22 protein-coding genes are annotated in these 24,185 nt (G+C 58.7%); 5 read left to right on the top strand and 17 right to left on the bottom strand.

All coding sequences use genetic code 11. From position 1 onward, the window contains the following. Positions 1 to 35: 35 nt before the first annotated feature. Entirely contained in the window at positions 36 to 407 is a 372-nt protein-coding gene (locus HMPREF3169_RS06835; protein ID WP_061923507.1) for a DUF3040 domain-containing protein, read from the bottom strand. Positions 408 to 623: 216 nt separating this feature from the next. Continuing rightward, complete coding sequence (locus HMPREF3169_RS06840; RefSeq protein ID WP_070456008.1) at positions 624 to 1,064, bottom strand: SAV_6107 family HEPN domain-containing protein; 441 nt, start codon at positions 1,062 to 1,064, stop codon at positions 624 to 626. A gap of 217 nt (positions 1,065 to 1,281) precedes the next feature. Here HMPREF3169_RS06840 and HMPREF3169_RS06845 point away from each other — a divergent pair, with 217 nt between their 5' ends. Genes HMPREF3169_RS06845 through HMPREF3169_RS06855 form a run of 3 tightly spaced genes read left to right on the top strand, consistent with a single transcriptional unit; the run spans position 1,282 to position 4,538 of the window. Next, a complete protein-coding gene (locus HMPREF3169_RS06845) occupies positions 1,282 to 1,845 on the top strand; it encodes a GNAT family N-acetyltransferase (RefSeq protein WP_070456009.1) in 564 nt (187 codons plus the stop codon). A 6-nt stretch (positions 1,846 to 1,851) separates the two neighbouring features. Further along, positions 1,852 to 2,973: a polyprenyl synthetase family protein gene (locus HMPREF3169_RS06850; protein ID WP_070456010.1), complete on the top strand. Its 1,122-nt coding sequence runs from the start codon at positions 1,852 to 1,854 to the stop codon at positions 2,971 to 2,973. Between the two features lie 5 nt (positions 2,974 to 2,978). Beyond that, on the top strand, positions 2,979 to 4,538 hold the full coding sequence (locus tag HMPREF3169_RS06855) for an alpha-(1->6)-mannopyranosyltransferase A (protein WP_070456011.1): 1,560 nt from the start codon (positions 2,979 to 2,981) through the stop codon (positions 4,536 to 4,538). Here the strand turns inward: HMPREF3169_RS06855 and HMPREF3169_RS06860 are convergent. Beyond that, positions 4,535 to 4,915: an Rv2175c family DNA-binding protein gene (locus tag HMPREF3169_RS06860; RefSeq protein ID WP_235591065.1), complete on the bottom strand. Its 381-nt coding sequence runs from the start codon at positions 4,913 to 4,915 to the stop codon at positions 4,535 to 4,537. The genes HMPREF3169_RS06855 and HMPREF3169_RS06860 overlap by 4 nt on opposite strands. A 71-nt stretch (positions 4,916 to 4,986) precedes the next feature. On the opposite strand from HMPREF3169_RS06860, the gene HMPREF3169_RS06865 reads away from it, so the two are divergent. Further along, a complete protein-coding gene (locus HMPREF3169_RS06865; protein ID WP_070456012.1) occupies positions 4,987 to 6,351 on the top strand; it encodes a protein kinase domain-containing protein in 1,365 nt (454 codons plus the stop codon). Positions 6,352 to 6,367: 16 nt separating this feature from the next. Here HMPREF3169_RS06865 and HMPREF3169_RS06870 read toward each other — a convergent pair whose 3' ends face one another. From HMPREF3169_RS06870 to HMPREF3169_RS06935, 14 genes are all read right to left on the bottom strand, one after another. Beyond that, positions 6,368 to 7,756, bottom strand: coding sequence for a class II 3-deoxy-7-phosphoheptulonate synthase (locus HMPREF3169_RS06870; RefSeq protein WP_061923528.1), 1,389 nt, complete (start codon positions 7,754 to 7,756; stop codon positions 6,368 to 6,370). A 44-nt stretch (positions 7,757 to 7,800) separates the two neighbouring features. Beyond that, positions 7,801 to 8,310: a polyadenylate-specific 3'-exoribonuclease AS gene (locus HMPREF3169_RS06875; protein ID WP_070456013.1), complete on the bottom strand. Its 510-nt coding sequence runs from the start codon at positions 8,308 to 8,310 to the stop codon at positions 7,801 to 7,803. A gap of 108 nt (positions 8,311 to 8,418) precedes the next feature. Continuing rightward, the gene (locus HMPREF3169_RS06880; protein ID WP_141748333.1) at positions 8,419 to 9,636 is read right to left on the bottom strand and encodes an acyltransferase family protein; all 1,218 of its coding nucleotides are present in this window, start codon (positions 9,634 to 9,636) and stop codon (positions 8,419 to 8,421) included. Positions 9,637 to 9,639: 3 nt separating this feature from the next. Then, on the bottom strand, positions 9,640 to 10,386 hold the full coding sequence (locus HMPREF3169_RS06885; protein ID WP_062043921.1) for a lysophospholipid acyltransferase family protein: 747 nt from the start codon (positions 10,384 to 10,386) through the stop codon (positions 9,640 to 9,642). Between the two features lie 21 nt (positions 10,387 to 10,407). After that, positions 10,408 to 11,361 carry an ROK family protein gene (locus HMPREF3169_RS06890; RefSeq protein WP_070456014.1) on the bottom strand — a complete coding sequence of 318 codons (954 nt, stop codon included), beginning with the start codon at positions 11,359 to 11,361 and terminating at the stop codon, positions 10,408 to 10,410. A gap of 83 nt (positions 11,362 to 11,444) precedes the next feature. Next, positions 11,445 to 12,566, bottom strand: a complete 1,122-nt coding sequence (locus HMPREF3169_RS06895) for a glycosyltransferase family 4 protein (RefSeq protein ID WP_070456015.1) — start codon at positions 12,564 to 12,566, stop codon at positions 11,445 to 11,447. Between the two features lie 10 nt (positions 12,567 to 12,576). Then, entirely contained in the window at positions 12,577 to 13,686 is a 1,110-nt protein-coding gene (locus tag HMPREF3169_RS06900; RefSeq protein WP_235597033.1) for a C40 family peptidase, read from the bottom strand. Positions 13,687 to 13,855: 169 nt separating this feature from the next. Beyond that, positions 13,856 to 14,479, bottom strand: coding sequence for a C40 family peptidase (locus HMPREF3169_RS06905; RefSeq protein WP_070456016.1), 624 nt, complete (start codon positions 14,477 to 14,479; stop codon positions 13,856 to 13,858). An 823-nt stretch (positions 14,480 to 15,302) separates the two neighbouring features. Continuing rightward, positions 15,303 to 16,925 (bottom strand): cytochrome bc1 complex cytochrome b subunit, encoded by a 1,623-nt coding sequence (locus tag HMPREF3169_RS06910; RefSeq protein ID WP_061923546.1) that lies wholly within the window; start codon positions 16,923 to 16,925, stop codon positions 15,303 to 15,305. Next, positions 16,925 to 18,145 carry a cytochrome bc1 complex Rieske iron-sulfur subunit gene (locus tag HMPREF3169_RS06915; RefSeq protein WP_061923549.1) on the bottom strand — a complete coding sequence of 407 codons (1,221 nt, stop codon included), beginning with the start codon at positions 18,143 to 18,145 and terminating at the stop codon, positions 16,925 to 16,927. The genes HMPREF3169_RS06910 and HMPREF3169_RS06915 overlap by 1 nt, the downstream gene beginning before the upstream one ends. Then, on the bottom strand, positions 18,142 to 19,029 hold the full coding sequence (locus tag HMPREF3169_RS06920) for a cytochrome bc1 complex diheme cytochrome c subunit (protein ID WP_070456017.1): 888 nt from the start codon (positions 19,027 to 19,029) through the stop codon (positions 18,142 to 18,144). The genes HMPREF3169_RS06915 and HMPREF3169_RS06920 overlap by 4 nt, the downstream gene beginning before the upstream one ends. A 71-nt stretch (positions 19,030 to 19,100) precedes the next feature. Beyond that, the gene (locus HMPREF3169_RS06925) at positions 19,101 to 19,685 is read right to left on the bottom strand and encodes an aa3-type cytochrome oxidase subunit III (RefSeq protein ID WP_179294365.1); all 585 of its coding nucleotides are present in this window, start codon (positions 19,683 to 19,685) and stop codon (positions 19,101 to 19,103) included. Between the two features lie 612 nt (positions 19,686 to 20,297). Beyond that, positions 20,298 to 20,729 carry an aa3-type cytochrome oxidase subunit IV gene (locus HMPREF3169_RS06930; RefSeq protein WP_061923558.1) on the bottom strand — a complete coding sequence of 144 codons (432 nt, stop codon included), beginning with the start codon at positions 20,727 to 20,729 and terminating at the stop codon, positions 20,298 to 20,300. Positions 20,730 to 20,752: 23 nt separating this feature from the next. Next, positions 20,753 to 21,829 carry an aa3-type cytochrome oxidase subunit II gene (locus HMPREF3169_RS06935; protein ID WP_061923561.1) on the bottom strand — a complete coding sequence of 359 codons (1,077 nt, stop codon included), beginning with the start codon at positions 21,827 to 21,829 and terminating at the stop codon, positions 20,753 to 20,755. Positions 21,830 to 22,239: 410 nt separating this feature from the next. Between HMPREF3169_RS06935 and asnB the strand changes: the two genes are divergently transcribed. After that, positions 22,240 to 24,162 carry an asparagine synthase (glutamine-hydrolyzing) gene (gene asnB, locus HMPREF3169_RS06940; RefSeq protein ID WP_070433297.1) on the top strand — a complete coding sequence of 641 codons (1,923 nt, stop codon included), beginning with the start codon at positions 22,240 to 22,242 and terminating at the stop codon, positions 24,160 to 24,162. Positions 24,163 to 24,185 lie beyond the last annotated feature (23 nt).

The raw sequence follows: 24,185 nt of genomic DNA on the forward strand, positions 1-24,185 counted from the left end.
AAGGATGCGGGCCCTAGCGCCAAAAAGCGGGTAGCTTATTCGAAACGGCGGCGGAAGTTCTCCTCAAGGCGGGAGCTCACGCCTTGACGGTTGCCAGCCGGGCGGCGCGGCGCGCTATAGCTAACAGCCTCTTTACGGCCGCGCAGCATCCACACGCCAGCACCGAACATCACGAGGAAGCCCAGCACAGACAAGGCCACAAACCACAGTGACTGCTGCGCCAAAGCTACGCCGCCAACCATCAGCAAAAGGCCAACAACGATGAGGGCAACCCCGCGCAGGGTGATGGCGCCGCCGTTACCAAAGCCGGAGTCACCCGTAACGGAGGAACCAAACTTGGGATCATCCTGCATCAAGGATCGTTCAATTTCACGCAGTGCCTGCTGCTCGTGCTCGGAAAGCGACACTTTTCCTCCAATTGATCTCAATGGGCATCGGGCCAAAAATCCACGCTGCAATGCAACTACGCGCCACCGCACAGGCTTTGGATTACACCATGATTCGTGAACTACTAACTATCTAACGCCCAGAGTAATCAGTAAGTTCCCGCAAGCACAGTCTGCCCCCACCACTATTGGGCAACGTCACACCCGGAGTAAATAGCTGGCCCCGAAACCACGCAGCTAGGCAGCAAGAGAACCGAAGACAATCCCCTCTTCAACCTCTGCCAAAAATTCCGCAGCCAAGGCCATTAGCTTTACAACGACTTCTTCATCCGGCGCATCATCCAGCCCGGAGGCCACACGAGAACGAAGGCGGGAATATCCATGGAAACGCTCCGCCCAATCCTTCTCGGAAGCGCCCACCATGGCCAGCTGCTCCCACGCACTCGAGGGCAAACGGCGCCGCTTTGACACTGCGGAATCTGCGATACGCGCACCGGCAGTGCGCAGACCTGTCTGGTATGCAAACTCGAGGGCTTGGTCCCAACGCTCAGCGGCAGCCATGGCGCGGGCCTGCGACAGAAGGTCTCCGGCTTGCGTTAGAAAACGGTCGCGCTTGAACGCGCCTGCGGCAGCGCGCGACCCCTTGAACTGTGCCGTTGCAGAAATAACCTGTGCCATGATGCTCCTCCTTTACTGTTGTTGACCATAAATCTAGAGCGTGCACTGGACATCTACTTCCAGATTAGTTCAAATGTTCGAATAAGGCAATGGTTTTCCCACTACAGCCAATTATTTTCGAACATGCCCTCCCCTTATCGGGGCGTCGCCAAGCAGGGCAGGAACTTTTGCCGGAATTCCTTGTCGAACTCCGCCAAGATCTGCTGATATTAAAGACGTGAGTTTTCGTATTCGTCGCTTGAGCCCGCAAGAGTTCGCCATGCTGGCGCCCCCCTTGGTCGATATTTACATCGCCGCCATGGGATATAGCCCCACCATGCGTGCAAATCGAATCAAGGCATGGAAAGCAGACATCATGCGGCCAGGGTTTACGGCGGTGATCGCGGAAGATGAGTATGGAATAGGCGGCGTCGCTTATGGCTTCATCGGTTCGCCCGACACCTGGTGGGACCAGCAGCTGCGAAGGGGATTCGCCGAGGCCGGCGGGGCCACTCAGGAGCAGCTGGAGATTCTCCACAACTACTTTGAGCTCGCCGAGATTCATGTCGCACCGAACCTGCAAGGGCATGGGCTGGGATTGGCGCTAATAAAGGAGCTGGCGTGGAACGCTCCTGCCAGTTACCTTTTGCTGTCGACACCGGAAGTCCCCGACGAGGCCAACGCGGCATTTCAGCTCTACCGTAAGGTGGGATTCTTCGATGTGCTGCGCGAGTTGGAATACCCCGCTGATTCCCGTGCCTTTGCAATTCTCGCGGCACGCCTGCCGCTTTCCACCACGTAACAGGGAATGTCCGGTTCAACAGGTAACGTGTGGGGAGTGAAAGACAACAGCATTCCTTCCCTAGAGCAGTTCCCGGATACCGCCCGCGAAAAGCTCCTAGAGTTTTTAGACCAGCGCCGCCCCGAGGTCGCCGAAATCGGCGGCCCCGTCGTTGGCGCCACGTCTTACCTGGAAAACTTTGTCCTCGACGGCGGCAAGCGTATCCGCCCCATCTACGCGTGGGCGGGTTTCTTGGGCGCACGCGGCTTGGACGGCGAGGAAGATCCGCAGGCCATGGCCACCGCCGCATCGTCGCTGGAATTCATTCAGGCCTGCGCGCTTATCCATGATGACATCATCGATTCCTCTGATACCCGCCGCGGCAACCCCACGGTGCATCGCGCCGTCGCAGCGCAGCATCGCGCACAAAACTTCCACGGTGACGCAGACTTCTTTGGTCAGTCGGTTGCCATCCTCGTCGGTGACCTCGCACTAGCTTGGGCCGAAGACATGCTGCAAGGTTCAGGTCTAAGCAGCGCGGCTTTGCAGCGTGCGCGCGGTCCATGGGCGGGCATGCGCACCGAAGTCATCGGCGGCCAGCTGCTCGATATCTCGCTAGAGGCAGCGGGCTCTGAGGACCCCGCTTTGGCCAATTCCGTGAACCGTTATAAGACGGCCGCCTACACCATCGAGCGCCCGCTGCATTTGGGTGCCGCGGTGGCAGGTGCTGACGCCGCGCTTATCAGCGCTTTCCGTGGCTACGGCCGCGACATCGGCATCGCCTTCCAACTCCGCGATGATCAGCTGGGTGTCTTTGGTGACCCAGAAATCACCGGCAAGCCCGCCGGTGATGACCTGCGCGAAGGCAAGCGCACCGTGCTGCTCTCGCTGGCTTTGCAGCGCGCTGATGAAAAGGACCCAGCATCCGCGAAGGTGCTGCGCTCGCTCATTGGCAACACGGAAGACCCAGCCGAAATCGCGCAGATGGCTCAAATCATCGCTGACTCCGGCGCCCCGCAAATGCTGGAGGAGCAGATTTCGGCACTAACCGAATCCGGCTTGGGCCACTTGCGCAAGGCCCATGTTGATCCTGCAGTAACAGAGACCCTCGAGGCACTGGCTATTAAGTCCACTGCCCGTCGAATGTAGGCACTATGACCGCACCTGAGAAAGGTCACAAGACTTATACCGTGCGCCTGCCCAATGCGCTGCCGGTGGGAATCATCGCCAGCATCATCTTGGCCTTTGCCTCGTTTTCGGGCGGCGCCACGCGCAATCGCGGCGGATTCCTCGAAGCGCTAAACATCGGCTTCTTGGCTTATGGCCACGGCCGCAACGTGGGCATGGTGCTCTACTGGGTCGGCTTGTTTGGCCTCGTTGCGGCCTGGATTTTGGCAGGCCGCCAGGTCATTAATCCGCAGCTGAAGAACCCTCAGCCCAACGGCGGCTTGCGTTCGATCCGCATCATGCTGAGCGCCTGGATTGTGCCTTTGCTCTTTGCCGCTCCCCTGGCCTCGCGCGATGTCTATTCCTATCTGATGCAGGGCGCCATGGTGCGCGATGGCTTCGATCCTTATACGGAAGGCGCGGCGGTCAATCCAGGCCCGTTCCTGCTGGAGGTCTCCCATGACTGGCGCAACACCACTACCCCATATGGCCCGCTGCACTTGTGGATGGCCGAGGCAGTCACGCGCGTAGTCGGGGACAATGTGGCCGCCGGTATCATCATCTACAAGGCGATTTCCCTGCTTGGCTTTGCGGTCATCGCGTGGGCGATTGTGCATCTCACCCGTGCCCTTGGCGGCGATCCTGCCCTAGCGCTGTGGCTTGGCGTGGCCAACCCAGTGGTGGTTTTGCACTTGGTAGCGGGCATGCACAACGAGTCCGTTATGGTGGCTTTGGTATCACTCGGCCTGCTGGCTGCAGTGAAGAAACGCTTCCACATTGGCTTGCTGCTCATTGGCGTCGCGGTGGCGCTTAAAGCCACAGCTATCTTCGCAGCTCCCTTCGTGGTGTGGATGATGGTGCTGCACTATGCGCCGGGCTCGGCCTCGCGCGGGCGCCAGCTTGGTGCTTTTGTGCTCTCCGGCATCGTGGCTTTGGCTGAGGTAGGCCTTGCAGTGGCTGCGATTACCTGGGCTTCGGGCAGCTCCTGGGGCTGGCTTTCGCAGATCAGCGGCAACTCTAAGGTGGTCAATCCCCTAGCTGGCCCTACCTTTGCCGCCGATGTCATGATTCCGTTGATTCAGATCTTCAGCCCGGATACCACCTACAACGGCGTGCTGAACGTACTGCGCACCATTTCGATGGTTTTGATGCTCATCGGCTTGGTGGCCATGTGGTGGCTGGGCCGCGGCAGCGTGCGCCGTGCCATCGCCGGCACTGCGGGCGCCTACCAGGTGGCGTTCCTCTTCAATTCGGTGACGCTGCCTTGGTACTACGCCTCGGTGCTGACGCTGATGGGCACCTTCCGCCCACCGCTGTTGCTGCTGAAGATAACCACCGGCGTTTCGCTGTTTATCGGCGTCGCTTTCTCCGGCGATGGCAACCACCAGCTCTATAACTGGTGGTGGGATATCGCCATGGTCGTTGCCGCGTGGGCTTTAACGCAGTGGATCTTCGCTGGCGTCAGCCCCAAGATCGGCGATGGGCTGCGTAGGAACGCAGCCCAGGAACCCATAAAAGCAGAGTCTGCAGAAAAAGCTACTGCCTAGAAAGCAGAAGCCTGCGCGCGGCGGATAACTTCGCGTGCCAGGTGGCCGTGCAAGGCGTCGATCGGGCGGCCCGGGAGAGTTTCATCTTCGGTGAAAAGATGGATGAAGATCTCCTGGTCACTAAAACCGCCGTCGCTAAGCACGGTGATAACGCCTGAAACATACTTGGAGATAACGCCCTTCTGATTAAAGAAGGCAGCCGGCACCAAGCGGGTACCTTCTGCGTTGCGCCACGCGATGAACTTGCGGGCGCCCAGCAGATCAAACACGCGGGTAATCTGCAGGTCGAGCTTGTCCGCCACCTCTTGCAGCGTCAACAGCTCCTCGCCTTCCAGGAGGGCAGCGATTTCTTCGTTCTTGGCCTGTTCGGAATTCATCTGTGGATTAGTCACAGACACAACCTTAGCCGGATACCACATCGCTGCGTCTATCAGCCATACTGGATTACATGACAAGGCTGGAAGTAGGCGACATTCTCGAGGACCGCTATCGCGTCGATCGGCCGATCGCGCGGGGCGGCATGTCCACGGTTTATCGCTGCGTCGACATGCGCTTAGGCCGTGCGGTGGCGGCGAAGGTAATGCATGAGCACTATCAAGACGATCCGGCCTTTGTGAAGCGTTTCGAGCGCGAGGCCCGCGCGATGGCGCAGCTGCAGCATCCAAACCTCGTGGGAGTGCATGACTTCTCTTCCGATGGCGTGCCGATTTTTCTCATCATGGAACTTATCACCGGCGGCACCTTGCGCGAGCTGCTCGCCGAGCGCGGCCCCATGCCGGCACACGCCGCGGCGGCGGTCATGCGCCCGATGCTCATGGGCTTGGATGAAGTCCATCGCGCGGGTTTAGTCCATCGCGATATCAAGCCAGACAACGTGCTGATTACCGCACAGAGCCGCGTGAAGTTGGGGGATTTTGGTCTAGTGCGGTCGGCCGCAGCGGAGCGGGGCTCGAGCCAGATCATCGGTACGGTGTCGTATCTTTCGCCAGAGCAGGTCACCGGTGAGCCGATTACGGCGGCCTCCGATGTTTATTCCGCCGGCATCGTCCTCTTCGAGCTTCTGACAGGCAGCGTTCCTTTCCGTGGCGCTACCCCATTGGAGCACGCGCAGGCACGCCTGCAGGCAGACGTGCCGGCACCTTCGTCCCGCATTGCGGGAGTGCCGAAGCTTTTCGACGCCCTCGTCGCCACCGCCACGGCGCGAGAGAAGGCCGAGCGCTTTGCCGACGCGGGCGAGTTCTTGGACGCGCTTGACGACGTCACGCGGGAGCTCGCACTCCCCGACTTCACTGTCCCTGTCCCCCGCAACGCTGCCGCCGCCCGCACTGCCGAGCAGCCCACGGATTTCTCCGGCACAGGTGCTACCCACGTCTTCGATGCCACCACGGCGTTGGAAAGCCCGGCGCCCCAGCCGCGGCCTGCCGAAGAAGAACCGGTAACCGAATACGTTCCGCAGCAGCCGCAGCGCGCGCCTCTTAGCTTCGAAACGCGCGCCGATACGCCAGCCGCCCCGCGGCCGGCGGCTTATCCATCGCAGACACGCATCGATCCCTACGCCGGGCAGGTGCCCCCGACTCCGCAAACTCCACCGGCTCCGATGCCGCAGCAGGCGCCGGCTCCTGCCCCGCAGCCGCGCAATCAGCTCTCCCGCATCGCGGAGGAGGAACCAGAAGAGCGCCGGGAGACTAACCGCAGTGTCTTCTCACTGCTGCTTTTCCTGGCGCTCGTGGCACTAGCTACCGTCGCCGTGGCGATCGGCGGCTGGTGGTTTGGCTCAGGCAACTACGGCTTCTTGCCGCAGTTCCTAGCCTAAGTAGCGGTCTTTGCCGCTAGTTGCGCAGCATTTCCGCTATGAGGAAGGACAACTCCAGGGACTGCTGGGTGTTGAGACGCGGGTCCACTGCGGACTCGTAACGACCTGGCAAGTCCAGGTCGGTGATGTCCTCAGCGCCGCCCAAGCACTCGGTGACGTCCTCGCCGGTGAACTCAAGGTGCACGCCGCCTGGGTGGGTGCCCAGCTCGCGGTGGACCTCGAAAAAGCCCTGGACCTCGTCGACGATCTTGTCGAAGTGACGGGTCTTGTAACCATTCGACGCCGTGAAGGTGTTGCCATGCATTGGATCGCACTGCCAGACCACCTTGTGGCCGGAGTCTTCTACTGCCTTGACCACTGCTGGCAAGACGGTACGCACCTTGTCGTGGCCCATGCGGGTGATCATGGTCAGGCGTCCTGGTTCGCGGTTCGGGTCGAGCTTTTCTGCGTACTCCACCGCCTGCTCCGGGGTAACTCCAGGGCCAAGCTTGATGCCCACGGGGTTACCGATGAGCGCGGCGAAGTTGACGTGGAAGTCCTCGAGGCCGCGGGTACGCTCACCAATCCACAGTTGGTGGGCGGAAAGATCATAAAGCTTGGTCTCGCCGTTGGTGTCCACGCCAAGGCGCAGCATGGAACGCTCGTAGTCCTTCAACAGGGCCTCGTGGGAGCAGTAGATCTCAGCAGAACGTAGGGTCTCGTCAGAAACTCCGCAGGCGTTCATGAAAGCCAGGCCGTTTTCGATTTCATCGGCCAGCGCCTGGTAGCGCGCACCAGCCGAGGAGTTTGCCACGAATTCGCGGTTCCACTCGTGCAGGCGGTACAGGTCGGCGGTGCCAGACGAAGTCAACGAACGCACCAGGTTCATGGCAGCCGAAGAATTAGCGTAGGCCCGAATCATGCGGGCTGGGTCGTGACGCCGGGCCTCTTCGGTGGGCTCAACACCGTTGACGATGTCGCCGCGGTAGTTGAGCAAACCTTTTGAGTCCATGTCCGCCGAACGCGGCTTCGCGTACTGACCGGCGATGCGACCCAACTTCACAACTGGGGTCGAAGCGCCATAGGTGAGCACCACTGCCATCTGCAGCAAGGTTTTCACGTTGCCGCGGATGTGCGGCTCGGTATTGGATTCAAAGGTCTCAGCGCAGTCGCCGCCTTGCAGCAGGAATGCCTTGCCGAGCGCGACGTCGGCAAGCTTGCGCTTAAGCTCCTCAATCTCCGGTGCCACGACAATGGGCGGCACGGATTCCAGAATCTTGCGCACGTTATCTGCCTGCGCGCGATCCCAGCTCGGCTGCTGCTTGGCATTGCGTGCGATGGCATCCCGGAATCGCTCCTCGATGCCGGCAGGCAAAGGCGGAAGATCCGGAAGTGCTTCTTTAGGGATATCTACTGTCCAACTCACATGGCTATTTAACCATTAGCCCCCTGCCGCAGGATAGTTTGGGACTAGATAGTTACTTGGTTGGCTCTTGTCAGCGGTAGTGCCTCCATGCAGGCGCGAAACTTGGCTAGGTTATGACGGGCGTCGACAAGCGCGTCGTGATTGCCCTGCGGCACCGGCGGCATCTTTGGGCAGCCGGCGAATTCCCAGTACTGCTTGAGCTCGCGGGTATAGCGCGGGATGCGCTTGGGCAAGCCCGCCATATCGCCCCACAACTGGGCCAAAACCACGTGGTCATAGGCACCCACCCAAGCCCAGAGCTCGACCGGAGTGGAATGCTTGGTGAGAAACTCTATGAGCTCCTCGCGAATGCGATCGCGCGACTTCCAGACGGGATCGCTCGGGGAAGGCAGCTTATCGAGAACGTTCTCGCGCACCCACGCGTTGGCATGCGCGGGGTTGAAGTCGGTAGATACCGCATAAAATTCGCTGCCATCTTCGCCGACGATGCCAATGGAGACCAGCTCGATGGTCTTTCCATTCTCAATAAACTCGGTGTCATAGAAGTAGCGCACGGGGCCTAATCTTACTTGGCTTCCCTCCCCCAGCATGCCTTGGGGTCTGGGGTGCAAGAGGCGGTGCTTGGCGACGCCGCCCGACCCCCGCTCCCACGCATACACCTGCTAGTCGCGGCGGCGTGCGCTGCAGCAGGGGGCCCGCTCGCAGCGGTGGGCCTTTGGGTCTTGCCGCGGAGTGTTTTCCGGATGATAATCCTGCTGTGCAGGCGCGTCGATGAGATGCGAGATGTCCGGCGGTTTGAGCAGCCAGCCTACAATCGGCACGCGCCCCAGCGCCCATAGCGCCAGAGAGGCAATGGCGGCAAAGACGAAGCAGGCGATCAACCAGAACCAGGTGTTATCCAGCAAGTGCTCGCCGTGCAGGGTGACCTCATGTGGGAACCAAGCCATGAAGAAGCCATAGCCCACTGTAAGGCCGATGGGATGCGCCAAGTAGATGGGCAGCGTGTGCGAGCCTATAAAGCGCAATCCCTTGGACAGGACTGGGACATAGGAGACCCAAATCGCAAGCACAATGCCCAGCGGGACCTCCAAGGCCTGTTCCACGAAGCGGACCAAGATGTGCACCTCGTTAGAGGTCAGGTACTCCGCACCGGGCAGCGGCCACGGAATGAAGACCTCCTCGGGATAAGAATCCCAAGCACGGCGGAAAAAGGAGCCGCAGAGGTAAGCCACAATGGTGCCGCCGTAGAAAAAGGCGGTGGAAAGGCCAAAGTGTCCCTTGAAAGGTGCCTCGATTTCGGAGGCGAAGCGGGTAATCCAGTCCCGGAAGAAAGCCGCGGCTACGAACATCGGCAGGAACATCATTGCCTTGGCAATGAAGGTAAAGTGCGCCTGCCACGCCATGAACAACAGCGGCGTAAAGCTTAAAAGCACGGCCAGCCAGCCGGGCAGCTTGCGTACGCACCACAAGAAGATGTTGAAGAAGATCAGAGAATGGATAAACCAGGCCATCGTGTGGCCAAAGACCATGTTGAACAACATCTCATTGCGATCAAAGATGTCGCTTTCAAAGACCCAGTGTAATTCGAGGCGTTTTACCTGCAATTCCACGGCCATCCACACCACATAGGGCACGATGAAATACCACAGGCGGCGCGCGAAAAGCTGCGGGAAGGTGAAGTTAAAAACCTTCGTAGAAAAGTAGCCGCTGACGAGGAAGAAGAGGGGCAAACGCAGCGGGTCTAGCCAGAGGTTGAGTGCCGCGAGTCGGGTCTCGCTGGATTCGGGAACAGTGAGCGTGACGTGCAAAAGAACAACGCCAAGGATGGAAACACCCTTGGCGATGTCAGGCCACGCTAATCGAGCCTTAGGGGAACTCACCGCCTAGTGCGCCTCGTATTTTGGTTCCGCGCCTGCAGGATAGCCCTTGCCTGCTTGCAGGGAGGCTTTGACCTCAGAGGCATAGACATCGACATATGGCTGGCCGGAAAGCTCGGCCAATTCCTGCATAACGTAATCGGTGAAAGCACGAATGGTGCCATGCTCATTCGGGTCCAAACCGCGTTCCGCTGCCCACTCATGCGGATCGATCGGCTCGGCAACGCGCATGCCGACTTTAGTCGGACGCGGCACCCAGCTGCCGATCGGATTGGCCTTGCGGGTACCGATCATGGCGATCGGGATGACCTTCTTCCCAGTGGTCATGGCGATGCGCCCCATACCAGTACGACCTTTGTAGATGCGGCCATCAGGAGAACGGGTGCCCTCCGGGTAGATGCCAAACAGGTCTCCCCTATTCAGAATCTGCTGTGCGGATTCCAGCATGGCATCGCTGGCGTTGTCACTGTCGCGCTCGACGGGGACCTGGCCGACCGAGCTGAAGAACCACGCTTGCGCGCGGCCCACCAAGCCCGGAGTGGTGAAATACTCGCTCTTGGCCAAGAAAGTGATCTGACGCGGGCACATCAGCGGGAAGAAGAAAGAGTCCATCACCGCTTGGTGCGTGGAGACAAGAATCGCTGGGCCTGCAGTGGGAATGTTATCCATGCCTTCAGTCCACGGGCGGTTCCACAACCGCAAGGCAGGACCGAAAAAGATGTTCTTAAATGCCCAGTACCACTTGTTTCGCATCGCGTTGTCCCTGTCGTTTAATTAACCTACGGCAAGCCCATTGCGGGCTAGGTCAGCTACGCCAATCATACCCGCCGCTGAGCCCAGATCTGCGGTGGCCACGCGGGCCAGCGGGCGATGCCCCGCCCCTACTATTTGGCGCGCCATGTTCTCGCACGCGGTGTCTAGGTAAAGATCCGCATCATTGGCGACGCCGCCGCCAATCACGATCAGCTCGGGATCCAAGACGTCTGCCACGATGGAAAGGCCCTGGCCCAGCCAGGTTCCGAAGTGCTCCATGACGGCTAGGCCGAGAGGATCGCCGGCGCGTGCGGCGGTGGTGATTTCTACTCCCTCGGCACCTACTGGCAGCGTGGTGGAATAGCTTGGGCGCAGCTCCTCACAGGTATCGGGCAATGCGGTACCGGAGGCATAGCGTTCTAGGCAGCCGCGCTTGCCGCAGGAGCACTCGCGTCCACCCGGGACCACGGTAAGGTGGCCGAATTCTGGGGCCGTGCCGAACGCGCCGCGGTAAATCTTGTCCTCGGTCATCAAGGTTGCGCCAATGCCGGTGCCGACAGAGAAGAACACCCAGTCCTTGGCGCCGCGACCGGCACCGAAGCGCCACTCTCCCCACGCTGCGGAGTTAGCGTCATGCTCGAGGCGTACGGGTAGACCGAGCCGCTTGCTCAAAATTTCGCGCACCGGCGCATCGCGCCACGGCAAGTGCGGGGCAAAGCGCACGGTTTCGCACTGGGGATCCAAAAAGCCGGCGAGTGCCAAGCCGACTGCGGAGATCTCATTCTTCTCACGCAGGGTGTCTACGGCCTGGACGATGTCATCTTCTAGCTGGCGGGCGCTATCCGCGGTTGGCACGCTCACCGAATCAACAATGTCGCCCTCCGCGCTGATGGTCGCCGCGCGTAGGTTGGTGCCGCCGATGTCGAATCCAATGGTGAATCCGGAGTCCGCGGCAGGTTGAGCGTGTTCAAGCATGCACAACAGGATATACCCCCGCCGGGGTATTGGTCACATTCTGCATGTTCGAGCGGAATCGATAAAGAAATTAATCTCTGTCACTAAGCCAAGATTTCACGCAGGCGCCCACCCATGATTTCCCACGTCCATGCCGTCTCCACATGGTTGCGGCCAGCCTGGCCCATGCGGCGGGCGCGAGGAGCATCGCCTAGCAAGGCGCACAATGCCTCCTCCAATTCGGCAACACTTGAACCGCGCACCACGATGCCGGTGTCATCCGTGACGGTCTCCGGTGCGCCGCCGGAGTCACCGGCAATGACGGGCACGCCGCAGGCCTGGGCCTCAAGGTAGACGATGCCCAGGCCCTCGACGTCGAGGCCTCCCCCACGGGTACGCGCGGGCATGGCAAAGACATCAGCGGCGTGCAGGGCCATCTGCAGTTCCGTAGTGTCTTTGGCCTCGCGGATGATGACGTCGGGGGCATAGATTTCGGCGAGCCGCTCTAAAGCTTTCCGGTAGCGGCCGCGACCAATGATGAGCAGTTGTGCATTGGGAAATTGCGCGCGAACCTTCGGCAGAGCTCGCAGCAGCTGGTCTTGCCCTTTGCGCGGGACCAAGCGGGAAATACACGTGATGACGGGACCATCTGACAAACCGAAGTGCGCACGCGCAGCCTGCTTTTTCTGCTCATCGGCCGGCTGAAAATCCTCCAGGCTCACCGCAGAGGGAAGATGCACCCACTTCGGCCCAGGGCCAAAGGGCGCTTGCAAGCGACGCAGCGTGTAGTCGGAGATATACGTAATAACATCAGCGTGCTCTCCGATACGCCGCAGCGCCTGACGGGCAACCGGAAGCATGGACCACCCCACCTCATGACCGTGAGTAGTGGCCACAACCTTGGTCGCGCCGGCTTCCTTGGCAGCCTTGCCCATCAATGCAAGAGGGGCTGCCGCACCGAACCAAACGATGTCGATGTCATAGGCCTTGATAAGCCGCTGCATCTCGCGCACGGTTGCCGGAGTAGGCAGCATGATGCGCCGCGGCCAACGGATGACCTGGTAGGGCTGGGCGGCATCGTAAAGCGCGGCGGCCTCAGCATCCTGTGTCGAGGCAAAGACGACAACCTCGGAAGGATCCAGGGTGGAGACGAAGTCCCGTAGATATGACTGAATCCCGCCAATCGTGGGCGGGAAGTCATTGCTAACCAGTAGTGTGCGCGCCATGCGCCCTACTCTAGTAGCGCACCGCTCCTTGGATCGGCATAGAGTCCACCGGAACTACCTGAACCGGCACGCCATAGGTCGAAGCATGTACTACCTTGCCATCGCCGACGTACATGCCGACGTGGGTAACTCCTGGGTAGTAACCGATGATGTCACCGGGTTCGAGCTGATCGAGCGGAACCTGGGTGCCACCTGCGAGCTGCGCCTGGGAGGTACGCGGAATGGACTTGCCCATCTGCTGATAACTCCACACCATAAGACCCGAGCAGTCAAAGACGTCAGGGCCCGTAGCACCCCAGCCATACGGCGCGCCCAAGCGGGTAAGAGCAGCTTCGACGGCCTTGGAACCGGAACCGTCGGACAATGCGGCAACGTCAACGTCCTTAGCACCGAAGCGGCCCACAAAGGCAGCGCGCTGCTCCTCGCTTAGGCTATCGACCTTTTCCTCGATCTCCTTCTTCTGCGTTTCGAGCTCTTTCTGCTCCTTGAGAAGGCGATCCCGCTGCTGTTCAAGCTCCACAGCCTTATCTTGTGCGGCCTTTACGGCAGCGGCGGCCTCGTCTTGCAGTCCACGAGCGACGTCGGCGGCCGCAGCCTTGTCATCAAGATTGCGTTGCGCGGTGCGCGAAAGCGCGCCAAGGTAGCCCATACGTTCAACAGCGGTGCCAGGATCTGCGGCATCCAAAGCGGCTGCGACGGCACTGGTGGAATCACCGCGGTAACGCGACTGGGCGATGCCGTTGATGCGATCTTGTTGGTCTGTTACGGCAACAGCTGCAGCATCCGCTTTTATGCGCGCGTCATCGGCGCGCTTCTGGAGTTCTTCTACTTCCTTTTCGGTAGCGGCCAGTGCATCCTCGGAAGCCTTGACTTCCTCGTTCTTGGCGGCCACGCGCTGGGCGACGTCCGCGACACGGTCAACCAACTTCTGCAGGTCCTCGCTCTCAGGACTACCAGGTTCCTCCGCGGGCGCTGCGGCAGCCGGTGCTTCCTGGACTTGCTCGACCTCTTGTGCCGTCGCGGGAGGCACGACCGCCACGCCCCAAGCAGTGGATACGGTAAGCGCTGCGGCCAATGCCGCGTAGAAAGTGCGGCGGGCCCGCAAAGTGGAAGAAAGCACGGTAGTAGTTCCCAAACTTAAAAAATAATAATAGACCGCTTAATACTAGCGCATATCTCGCGCTGAAAGCGAGTACACGAACAACAAACCATAAAACCACAAATAGCCCCTGCCGTCCATAAATAAATGGAGGCAAGGGCCAGTAATGCCGAAGGCAGCTGCTTAAGCCTTAGAAGCGAACTGCGGAGTGGATCGGCATGTAATCCAGAGGGCGCTCCTGAACCGGGACACCGGAGTTCAAAGCATCGATGATGGTGCCGTTGCCGGTGTAGATACCGACATGGGATGCACCAGAGTAGTAGACGATGATGTCGCCCGGCTGCAGAGCATCCAGGGAGACCTGCTTGCCAGCAGCAGCCTGAGCCTGGGAAGTACGTGGGATCTCAACGCCGGCCTGGCGGTATGCCCAGGAGGTCAGACCGGAGCAGTCGAATGCGCTCGGGCCGTTTGCACCGTAAACGTACGGTGCACCAATGACGGAGCGTGCAGCTGCGAGAGCCTTCTGGCCCGCAGACTGTGCCGGAGCAGCGGCCGGAGCCGACGCCTGTACGGACGCAGCGTAGTTTACGTTCTCCTGTTGCAGGGACGGAACATACTGCTGAATGTTCGGAACCTGGTTGATGCTCGGGACGTTCTCCAGGCCCGCAACCTCGAAGCGGTAGTCGGTGTTAGGGATGACTACCTCGGCACCCTGTGCAACTGCTGGGACTGCAACTGCTGCGGACGCTGCAGCAACTGCGGTGGTTGCAATACGGCGGGTGGTGATTGCGCCCTGACGACGGTGCTTAGACACGAATTAAACTCCAAATCTTCCTGTGTGCCTACTTCGAATGAGCACACACTATTACTTCGCAGAAATACTGGAAGTAAAGATTCACGCTCTGGTTCACAATTTCTGCGAACCATTCGAAGCTCTGACCCGGGGCGGGCCTAGCGTTCGTTGATGCTCCGTTCCTGTAGAAGCATCTCCACTCGGCCCCCGGTTTAGGAGGGGCCAGATGCGGCACTTAAATCTTCAGTTCGTTATTGAGCACCACTTCGTCGGTAACTCAATGTCTCAAGTAGGTTACGAAACTGTCACGGCCAATGTCGAATCACCGCCCCAAAACCACGGCCGTTATCGTCCCGTTATCTTCTATTGACATTTTTGAAATGTTTCAGACCTTTCGCCGGGGAACTCTCCCCGTTATCACTTTGAGATAAAGCCTAACCTGCAAAAATAATGGTCAACAATGCCGTTTGCAGGACACTCATTATCATCAACCTTTGAAGCGAATTTAGCGTAAAAAATTGCGACAGTGACCTTCCTCACAAGTCAGTTTTGGCCCAGATTTGAAGGCTCACAAGCACCAATTTTCACACATATTTGAGCTCAGTTTTGGCGAGTTTACGCGCTAGGAGAATGCAATACTCCCCCATTAAAGCGTGCGCTTTATCCCCAGAGTTCTCGGCTTAAAAACTGAATGGATTGCTTCCTATATATAAAGAGTAGAAAACGGCGCGCAACACAGGCACCTAGCGGGCCGATGTGGGGATCGCTAAAGCCCCCGCCTCTCTTACTAGCAGTAGGAAAGGCGAGGGCTTGTGAGCGAGTTTCAGGCTCTTATATAGAAGCCTTAGATGCGGCCGTGCTCTTCGTCTTCGCGACGGTTTGCCTCGTTGAGGCGGCGGAACATTTCTGCCTCCTCAGCGTGGTTCTCCTCGTGAATTTCGTGGACACGGTGCATGAGTGCGGAGTCATCCGGGGAGAAAATACCCTGGGTCTCAGAGTCAGCGAAGCCGAGCTGGTTGAGCTGCTTCGGAACCTGAGCACCAGCGTACTCCAGCGGAACCGGGTGCCCGTGCTCGTCGACCGGGCCAAGCGGCTGGTGGACCTCGATGAAGGCACCATTCGGCAGCTGCTTGATAACACCGGTCTCGATGCCGTGCTCCAGGACCTCGCGGTCAGATCGCTGCAGACCAACGCAGATGCGGTAGGTAACGAAGTAAGCGATTGGAGGCAAGACGATGAGGCCGATACGACCAACCCAGGTCATTGCGTTCAGCGAGATCTGGAAGAAGTGTGCGACGTGGTCGTTACCACCGGACAGGGTCACCAGCAGGAAGAAGGTGATCGCCATTGCGCCGATAGCGGAACGAACCGGAACATCGCGCGGACGCTGCAGCAGGTTGTGGTGAGCGTCATCGCCAGTGAACTTCTTCTCCAGGAACGGGTAAGCAAACAGCAGCACGACCATCGCACCACAAAGCAGTGCAACCCAGAATGCGGAAGGAATGGTGTAGTTGCCCAGGTACAGCTCCCATGCCGGCATGACACGAGCAACACCGTCAGTCCACAGCATGTAGATATCCGGCTGGGAACCAGCGGAGACCTGAGACGGGTTGTACGGGCCAAGCAGCCAGATGGCGTTGATGGTCAGCAGACCAGACATCAAAGCCAGAACGCCAGCAACCATCATTCCCATGCCGATTGCCTTCGTAGCGAAGACCGGCATAATGCGGACACCGACAACGTTGTTTTCTGCGCGGCCTGGTCCAGGGAACTGGGTGTGCTTCTGGAACCAAACCATAATGAGGTGAGCGGCAACCAGACCCAGGATGATGCCCGGGATAACCAGAACGTGCAGGATGTAGAAACGGTCCAGCATGAGGTCGGACGGGAAGTCGCCGCCGAAGATTGCCCAGTGCAGCCAGGTGCCGATAATAGGCAGGCCCAGGATGATAGCAGACATGATTCGCAGACCAACGCCGGAGAGCAGATCGTCCGGAAGGGAGTAGCCGAGGAAGCCCTCAACCATGCCCAGGAGAATCAGTGCACAACCGATAATCCAGTTAGCCTCACGCGGGCGACGGAACGCACCGGTGAAGAAGATGCGGAGCATGTGAGCAACCATGGACATCATGAACATCAGGGCTGCCCAGTGGTGCATCTGGCGGATAAACAGGCCGCCGCGAACCTCGAAGGAAAGATCCAGCGCAGTTGCGTAAGCGCGGGACATCTCAACGCCGTTCAGCGGGGTGTATGCACCGTCGTAGATGACCTTCGTGATGGAAGGGTCGAAGAACAGTGCCAGGTAGATACCGGTCAGTAGCAGGATGATGAAGCTGTAAAGAGCCATCTCACCGAGCATAAAGGACCAGTGGGTCGGAAAGACCTTGTTCAGCTGGGTTCGCAGTACTCCGGCTGCGGAGTAGCGCGAATCCATGTTGTTGCCCATCTTGGCAAGTTTGTTACTCATTATGACTTACGCTCCCAGAATGCAGGTCCGACAGGCTCGATGAAGTTGCCCTTGGCAACGAGGTAGCCCTCTTCGTCCACGCCGATCGGCAGCTGCGGCAGCGCACGGGCTGCAGGTCCGAAGACCGGCTTGCCGTAGTGCAAAGCGTCGAACTGCGACTGGTGGCACGGGCACAGAATGCGGTTGGTCTGAGCCTCGTACAGAGAGGTCGGGCAACCAATGTGGGTACAGATCTTGGAGTAGGCGTAGTAGTCGCCGTAGTGGAAGTCTTCCTGACCAGCACGCTCAATTGCCTTCTGCGCATCGGAGTGACGCAGGCGGATGAGCATCACGGCGTTGCGGTTGCCGTGAATGGAGTGCATGTGGTTTTCGTAGACGTCCTTTTCCTCAGACCACAGGTCACCATCGTTGACGTCTTCCGCAGCGAGCGGGAAGACAGTCTCCATGCCGCCGGCAGCGAGGTCCTCAGGACGCACGCGAACCAGACGAGCGAGGCCACGGGTGGTGTAGTGGGTACCGGACTCACCCTCGTGCTTTTCCGCAATAGTAGAGGTATCGCGAGCCAGGTAGAGCTTCACGCCCTTCTCGTGCATGGTCCAACCGGAGGTCCACAGAGTGCCGTCGCCAGCGTAGTTAAGCTCGTGGCGCTTCTTCCATGGGTTGTTGATTGCGCCGCCCAGCGGAGCAATAACGGACAGACCAAACAGAACGCCTGCGCCGCCGAGCAGACCCATGATGGTTTTGCGACGACCCAGAGTGGAGGTCTTCCAAGAATCGTTCAGAAGAGCGGTCAGGGTGCGGCGGTCGACTTCCTCGGAAGGGCCGTCGTGACGACGCTGAACGGAAATCTCTTCTGGCAGAATCTTCTTAACGTACTGAACGATGGCAAAGCCCAGGGCCAAAATAGCCAGGCCAGCGGTAACACCCAGCAACGGGGTGTAAAGAGTATGCCACCAGATGCCGTCCTCTCCCAGCATCTTGTACTGCCAAGGCCAGAAGAGGTAAACGCCAAGGAAGGCGATACCAGCGATGACAGACAGTGCCAGCCAGAAGGTGACGTTACCGGCGGCGCGCTTTTCAGCTGGGTCGCCATCGACCGGGAAACGCTCCTTACGGAACGCAACGGTTACGTCGTCGAGCTCGGTGCCGAGAGCGGCGAGCTCATCGTTGCTCATCTTGTCGAGCTCTGCGTTGGTGTAGTTCTTCTTTACATTGCTCATGAGCGCGATCCAATCCACATAGCGGCAACGCACAAAGCGCTGATGCCGATGATCCACATTGCGAGACCCTCAGCAACCGGGCCCAATCCACCAAGGTCCCAGCCTGCTGGAGACGGGGTTTCCTTTGCAGACTTGAGGTAGGCGATGATGTCCTTCTTCTCGTCTGCGGAAAGCTGACGGTCGGAGAACTTAGGCATGTTCTGCGGACCAGTCAGCATTGCCTGGTAGATCTCCTGCTCGTTGGCCGGAGCCAGCGGCGGAGCGTACTTACCGGAGGACAGCGCGCCGCCCTGGCCGGTGAAGTTGTGGCAGGATGCACAGTTCATGCGGAACAGCTCGGAACCCTTAGCTACGTCCTCGGCCTGAATCTGGCCGTTGTAGTTAGCGCCACGAAGAGATTCCTGAGCAATGGTGCCGTCTTCGTTGTAGACGATGTCAGCGCCGCCACCATTTGCTGCAACATAAGCTGCAAGCGCCTGGGTCTGCTGCTCGGTGTAACGCGGGGTCTTGCGCTCAGCCTGTGCGTCGTTGGACATCATCGGCATGCGGCCGGAGTGTACCTGGAAGTACACGGAGCCAGCACCGATGCCAACGAGGGACGGGCCGCGGCCCTCGATGCCCTGCAGGTTGGCACCGTGGCAGGTGATACAAGCAACGTCGTAGATGTCCTTGCCCTCTTGAACGAGAGCCTGGTCATCCTTCTGAGCGGTTGCGATCTGCGCGTCTGGGGTCAAGGCGGAAGCCAGGACACCAGCACCAGTCAGACCGATGCTCAGAGCGAAGCCGCCGGCAAGAGTGCGCTTCGCCTTGCGGCGACGGCGGGTCTTCTTAGCCGCGGCAGTGGTCTCTTCCACTGCGGCGGTTTGCTGAATGTTATCCATCATTTTCCTTTAGATAACTCGTACACGGAAATGGATGGCTGTAGGCCGAGAGCCTGCTCCCGGGCTCCTACGGCCTACTGGACTAGGTAGATGACTACGAACACGCCAATCCAGACAACATCGACGAAGTGCCAGTAGTAGGACACTGCCATCGCTGCGGTTGCCTGTGCTGGCGTGAACTTGGACTTAGCAATACGCGCCAGAATGATCGCGAAGGAGATAAGGCCTGCAGTCACGTGTGCAGCATGGAAGCCGGTCAGGATGTAAAAGACCGAACCGAAGACGCTGGACTGAACAGTCACACCGTGCGTGATCAACTCTGTCCACTCAAATGCCATGATGCCCAAGAAGACAACACCCAACAGCAAGGTCACTGAGTACCAGAGTCGGAGCTTGTATACGTCACCCCTTTCTGCTGCGAATACGCCGAACTGGGAGGTCACGGAAGACGAAATCAGCACGGCCGTGATGATGAATCCCATCGGCACGTTGATATGGGCGGTATGCTCCGCCCAGTCGCCTTCCTGGCCGTTTGCACGCGAGGTGAACCACATCGCGAACAGTCCGGCAAAGAACATCAATTCCTGAGACAGGAACACGATGGTGCCAACGCTGACCATGTTGGGTCGGTTCAGCGCGGCAACACGTGGTGCTGCCATACCTTGGTTTGAAACTACGCTCGTCACGCATAACAGTATGGCCGGTCAGAGACGCGAAGTCACTTCAATTCCCCCCGATTTTTTGAAGCTACTTTTCGCCATGCCACAGCGCTTTGCCAGCAAAGGTTAATTTTGGAGAAAAATCGGCAGCTAGCGGGAACTTTTACTACTGCTTTACGACGTCCCATCCGTGCAGGTAAACAGCTTATTGGCCGGTTGACCGCCGAAAAGGCCGCGAAATCGCCGGAAAAATTGAACACTTAAGATGCGCTTTGCAACCGAATTGAGCGATTAGCTCGATGATATAAATCACAAAACGGTCGCTGCTGAAAATAGCAGGTTTCCAACTTTCGGTTGACCCCCGCGAAAATAGCCCCTAACGTGCCATTACTCGGTGATATAGCGCGCGTTGAGAGCAGCTTTCACCACCGTCTCCTCCCCCGCCACATCCGCTTTAGAAACTCTTTTAGATTTTGTGGGAACTTTTGAAACCTTCCATCCGACGCGGAGATCGCCAAAGTCCCCCACCACGGAAAGTGATGGGGGACGCGAGAAGTTTTAGGCGGGCGTTAGTGACCGCCGGGATAGGCCGCCACTAACGCGCAAGGAAAATTAGTGCTTTTCCTTCGGCAGACCGTACTGCAGGGACAGACCGGTAACGGAAGCCACCAAGCAAGCAGCGCCGAGAACGATGAGCCAGAAGTACAGGAAGATGATGCCCAGACCAAGCAGCGCGATGGAGCCGGTCATAGCCAGCGGCCAGATGGAACCCGGGGAGAAGAAGCCGAGGATGCCAGCGCCGTCCTCAGTCTCTGCCTCTTCCCAGTCCTCAGGAGCGACGTCGACGCGGGAATCGGTGAAGCTGATGTACACGCCGAGCATGATGCACAGCAGGAACGCCAGGGTAAGGCCGACGATGCCTGCCCACTCCGGACCGTACAGGTAGCCGTCATCCTTCACGAAGTTCACGCCGAGGACGTAAACAATCAGGGAAACAAACAGGTAGGTCGCAATCGAGTAGAAGACCTTAGATGTTGCACGCATTGTGAAATTCAGTCCTTTTCTACTTATGCCTTCGGGGTGTCAACGAAGTTGTCACCGGTGCGGGTATCGCGCTGAGAGTTGAACGGAGAGGTGGTCACTGCGTAAGGATCCTGGCCGATGTGCTCAAGAGCCTCAGCGTTGGTTGCCTCCGGGTTCTGCTCACGGAACTTCAGGTACTTATTGAAGTCATCGCGGTTAACAACACGGATCTCGAAGTTCATCATGGAGTGGTAGGTACCGCACATCTCGGCACAGCGGCCAACGAATGCGCCTTCCTCATCAATCTTCTCAATCTGGAAGCGACGCTCCTGAGCGTTAGCCTCTGGGTGCGCGTAAACGTCGCGCTTGAAGAGGAATTCCGGAACCCAGAATGCGTGGGAGACGTCACCGGAAGCGAGACGGAACTCAATCGGGGTCTCGGAAGGAAGAACCAGAACCGGAACTTCCTCGGTGGAGCCAACAGTCTCGATCTTGTTGAAGTTCAGGTAGGAGATGTCCCCCATGGACTTGCCGTGAATTGGGTTCGGGTTCTCCACGCCCTCCGGGTCAACGGAGGATTCTTCAGCAATCTTCTTACGCTCGGTGTCCTCGCCGTTGTAGTTCTCGCCGTCTACCTTGTTCTCGGCGTAACCGAACTTCCAGTTCCACTGGTAAGCGGTGACATCGACGGTAACCTCTGGGTTCTTATCCAGTGCGGTGACCTTCTGCTGCGCCTGAACGGTAAAGAAGAACAGGCCCATGATGATAAGAATTGGCACGATGGTCAGAGTCATCTCCAGCGGCACGTTGTACTGCAGCTGCTTAGGGAACTCGCCCTTGCCATCCTTTTCAGCCTTCTTCGCGTTCCACTTGAAGATGGCGGTGAGGAAGAGCCCCCACATGATGAAACCAACAATCCATGCTGCAACCCAGACCCAAATCCAGAAGTTGTACATAGACTCCGCCTCAGGGGTAATGCCCTTTGGCCAACCAAAGCCCAAGAGGTTCTCAACGGCGGTTGGAGCTTCTACGTCACAACCAGCCAATGCGAAGCCGCCAAGAGCGATTGCGCCAGCTAGGCCCGCCTTACGGGCAAAGTTGCGCTGCTTACGCTGTCCCACGTGTGTTCTGCCTTTCTGTCCACACAAACTTCTCGAATACTCACAGAGCATTCCTATCCAATCAGGATAGTGGATGGAGCCTGCGTTTCTTAAGCATTTGATAGCTTCACAGGCCTTCCGAAACACTCTGCAAACTGCGAACGCACTGCATGTTACCGGCCCACCTGCACAAGGGCAGAACCAACCCCTCGAATGGCGGGTTTAGCCTATGACCCAATTCACAAAGGCCATGCGGCTACATCATCCGAAAGTTCGCACCCTAACGGGTAAGCTGCGCCAACCCCTCCCCGATTGCTGAACAAAGACTGCCACGAAGCTTGTAACTCGGCGCGCGTAACTCCATTTAGGATTTAAGCCCCGTAAAGTATTCGGAAGAAAAAGACCCTTGATTAATAAGGAGCAACCACCCTATGTGCGGACTTTGCGGACTACTGACCGCTAACCACGACGCGGCCAAGTACGTAGATGCCCTCGAACAGTCCTTGCAGTGCATGCACCACCGCGGCCCGGATGCAGCGGGCACCTGGCATGACGACGACGTCGTCTTTGGCTTCAACCGCCTGTCCATCATTGACCTTGAGCACTCCCACCAGCCACTGCGCTGGGGCCCAGAAGATAATCCAGAGCGCTATGCCCTGACCTTCAACGGCGAGATCTACAACTACATCGAGCTGCGCGAGGAGCTTAAGGCGGCCGGCCTGAAGTTCAACACCGAAGGCGACGGCGAGCCCATCGTCGTGGGCTACCACCACTGGGGCGAGGATGTAGTCAATCACCTGCGTGGCATGTTCGGCTTTGTCATCTGGGACACCGAAACCAAGACGATGTTTGCCGCCCGCGACCAGTTCGGCATCAAGCCGCTGTATTACGCCACCACCGAGGCAGGCACCATCTTCGCCTCCGAGATGAAGTGCATCCTCGATATGGCCGAGCCGCTGGGTCTAGACCTCAGCCTAGACAAGCGCGCAATTGAGCATTACGTCGATCTGCAGTACGTTCCGGAACCGGAATCCCTGCACGCTAACATTCGCCGCGTCGAATCCGGCTCTACCGTCACGCTGCGCCCGGGCCAGAAGGTCACAAACGATCGCTACTTCAAGCCGCGCTTCTCGGTCCAGAAGGTGGCAGAGGGCAGCGAACAGCAGCTCTTCGACAAGATTGCTAAGGCGCTGGAGGACTCCGTCGAAAAGCACATGCGTGCAGACGTCACGGTTGGCTCTTTCCTGTCCGGAGGCATCGACTCCACCGCGATTGCAACCCTGGCAAAGCGCCACAATCCGGATCTTTTGACTTTCACCACCGGCTTCGAGCGCGAAGGCTACTCCGAAGTCGACGTCGCCGCAGAATCTGCTGAAGCAATCGGCGTTGAGCATATCGTCAAGATTGTCTCCCCAGAGGAATACGCCACCGCGGTTCCGAAAATCATGTGGTACCTGGACAACCCGGTGGCCGATCCGTCCCTGGTTCCGCTGTACTTCGTGGCCCAGGAGGCCCGCAAACACGTCAAGGTCGTTCTCTCCGGCGAGGGCGCGGACGAGCTGTTCGGCGGCTACACCATTTATAAGGAGCCGCTTTCGCTGGCACCATTTGAGAAAATCCCTTCCCCGCTGCGCCGTGGCTTAGGCCAGCTGTCGAAGGTTCTCCCAGAAGGCATGAAGGGTAAGTCCCTTCTCAACCGTGGCTCCATGACCATGGAAGAGCGTTACTACGGCAACGCCCGCTCCTTCAACTTCGAGCAAATGCAGCGCGTTATTCCGTGGGCCAAGGAGGAATGGGACCACCGTGAGGTCACGGCGCCTATTTATGCGCAGTCCCGTGACTTCGACCCAGTTGCCCGCATGCAGCACCTCGACCTGTTTACGTGGATGCGCGGCGACATCTTGGTCAAGGCCGACAAGATGAATATGGCTAACTCCCTGGAGCTGCGCGTGCCGTTCCTGGACAAGGAAGTTTTCAAGGTGGCAGAAACCATTCCGCACGATCTGAAGATTTCCCACGGCACCACCAAGTACGCTCTGCGCAAGGCAATGGAGCAGATCGTTCCGCCACACGTTCTGCACCGTAAGAAGCTCGGCTTCCCAGTTCCAATGCGCCACTGGCTGGCTGGCGACGAGCTCTACGGCTGGGCACAGGACCAGATCAACGAGTCCCAGACCGAGGACATCTTCAACAAGAAGGAAGTTCTGGAGATGCTCAAGGAGCACCGCGACGGCGTGAGCGATCACTCGCGCCGCCTGTGGACGGTCCTCTCGTTCATGATCTGGCACGGCATCTTCGTAGAAAATCGCATCGATCCGCAGATCGAACAGCGCGACTATCCGGTAAAGCTATAAGCCAGGTTTCGTCACTTTGACGT

It is taken from the genome of Corynebacterium sp. HMSC08C04, from assembly GCF_001807495.1.
Taxonomy (GTDB): Bacteria; Actinomycetota; Actinomycetes; order Mycobacteriales; family Mycobacteriaceae; genus Corynebacterium; species Corynebacterium simulans.

Bases quoted from the DNA above. Each gene is read 5' to 3' on its own strand.
- HMPREF3169_RS06920 (WP_070456017.1), bottom strand. From the start codon at position 19,029: ATGATGGATAACATTCAGCAAACCGCCGCAGTGGAAGAGACCACTGCC.
- HMPREF3169_RS06910 (WP_061923546.1), bottom strand. From the start codon at position 16,925: ATGAGTAACAAACTTGCCAAGATGGGCAACAACATGGATTCGCGCTAC.
- HMPREF3169_RS06895 (WP_070456015.1), bottom strand. From the start codon at position 12,566: ATGGCGCGCACACTACTGGTTAGCAATGACTTCCCGCCCACGATTGGC.
- HMPREF3169_RS06840 (WP_070456008.1), bottom strand. From the start codon at position 1,064: ATGGCACAGGTTATTTCTGCAACGGCACAGTTCAAGGGGTCGCGCGCT.
- HMPREF3169_RS06890 (WP_070456014.1), bottom strand. From the start codon at position 11,361: ATGCTTGAACACGCTCAACCTGCCGCGGACTCCGGATTCACCATTGGA.
- HMPREF3169_RS06925 (WP_179294365.1), bottom strand. From the start codon at position 19,685: ATGGCAGCACCACGTGTTGCCGCGCTGAACCGACCCAACATGGTCAGC.
- HMPREF3169_RS06915 (WP_061923549.1), bottom strand. From the start codon at position 18,145: ATGAGCAATGTAAAGAAGAACTACACCAACGCAGAGCTCGACAAGATG.
- HMPREF3169_RS06865 (WP_070456012.1), top strand. From the start codon at position 4,987: ATGACAAGGCTGGAAGTAGGCGACATTCTCGAGGACCGCTATCGCGTC.
- HMPREF3169_RS06885 (WP_062043921.1), bottom strand. From the start codon at position 10,386: ATGCGAAACAAGTGGTACTGGGCATTTAAGAACATCTTTTTCGGTCCT.
- HMPREF3169_RS06850 (WP_070456010.1), top strand. From the start codon at position 1,852: ATGTCCGGTTCAACAGGTAACGTGTGGGGAGTGAAAGACAACAGCATT.
- asnB (WP_070433297.1), top strand. From the start codon at position 22,240: ATGTGCGGACTTTGCGGACTACTGACCGCTAACCACGACGCGGCCAAG.
- HMPREF3169_RS06930 (WP_061923558.1), bottom strand. From the start codon at position 20,729: ATGCGTGCAACATCTAAGGTCTTCTACTCGATTGCGACCTACCTGTTT.
- HMPREF3169_RS06860 (WP_235591065.1), bottom strand. From the start codon at position 4,915: ATGAATTCCGAACAGGCCAAGAACGAAGAAATCGCTGCCCTCCTGGAA.
- HMPREF3169_RS06855 (WP_070456011.1), top strand. From the start codon at position 2,979: ATGACCGCACCTGAGAAAGGTCACAAGACTTATACCGTGCGCCTGCCC.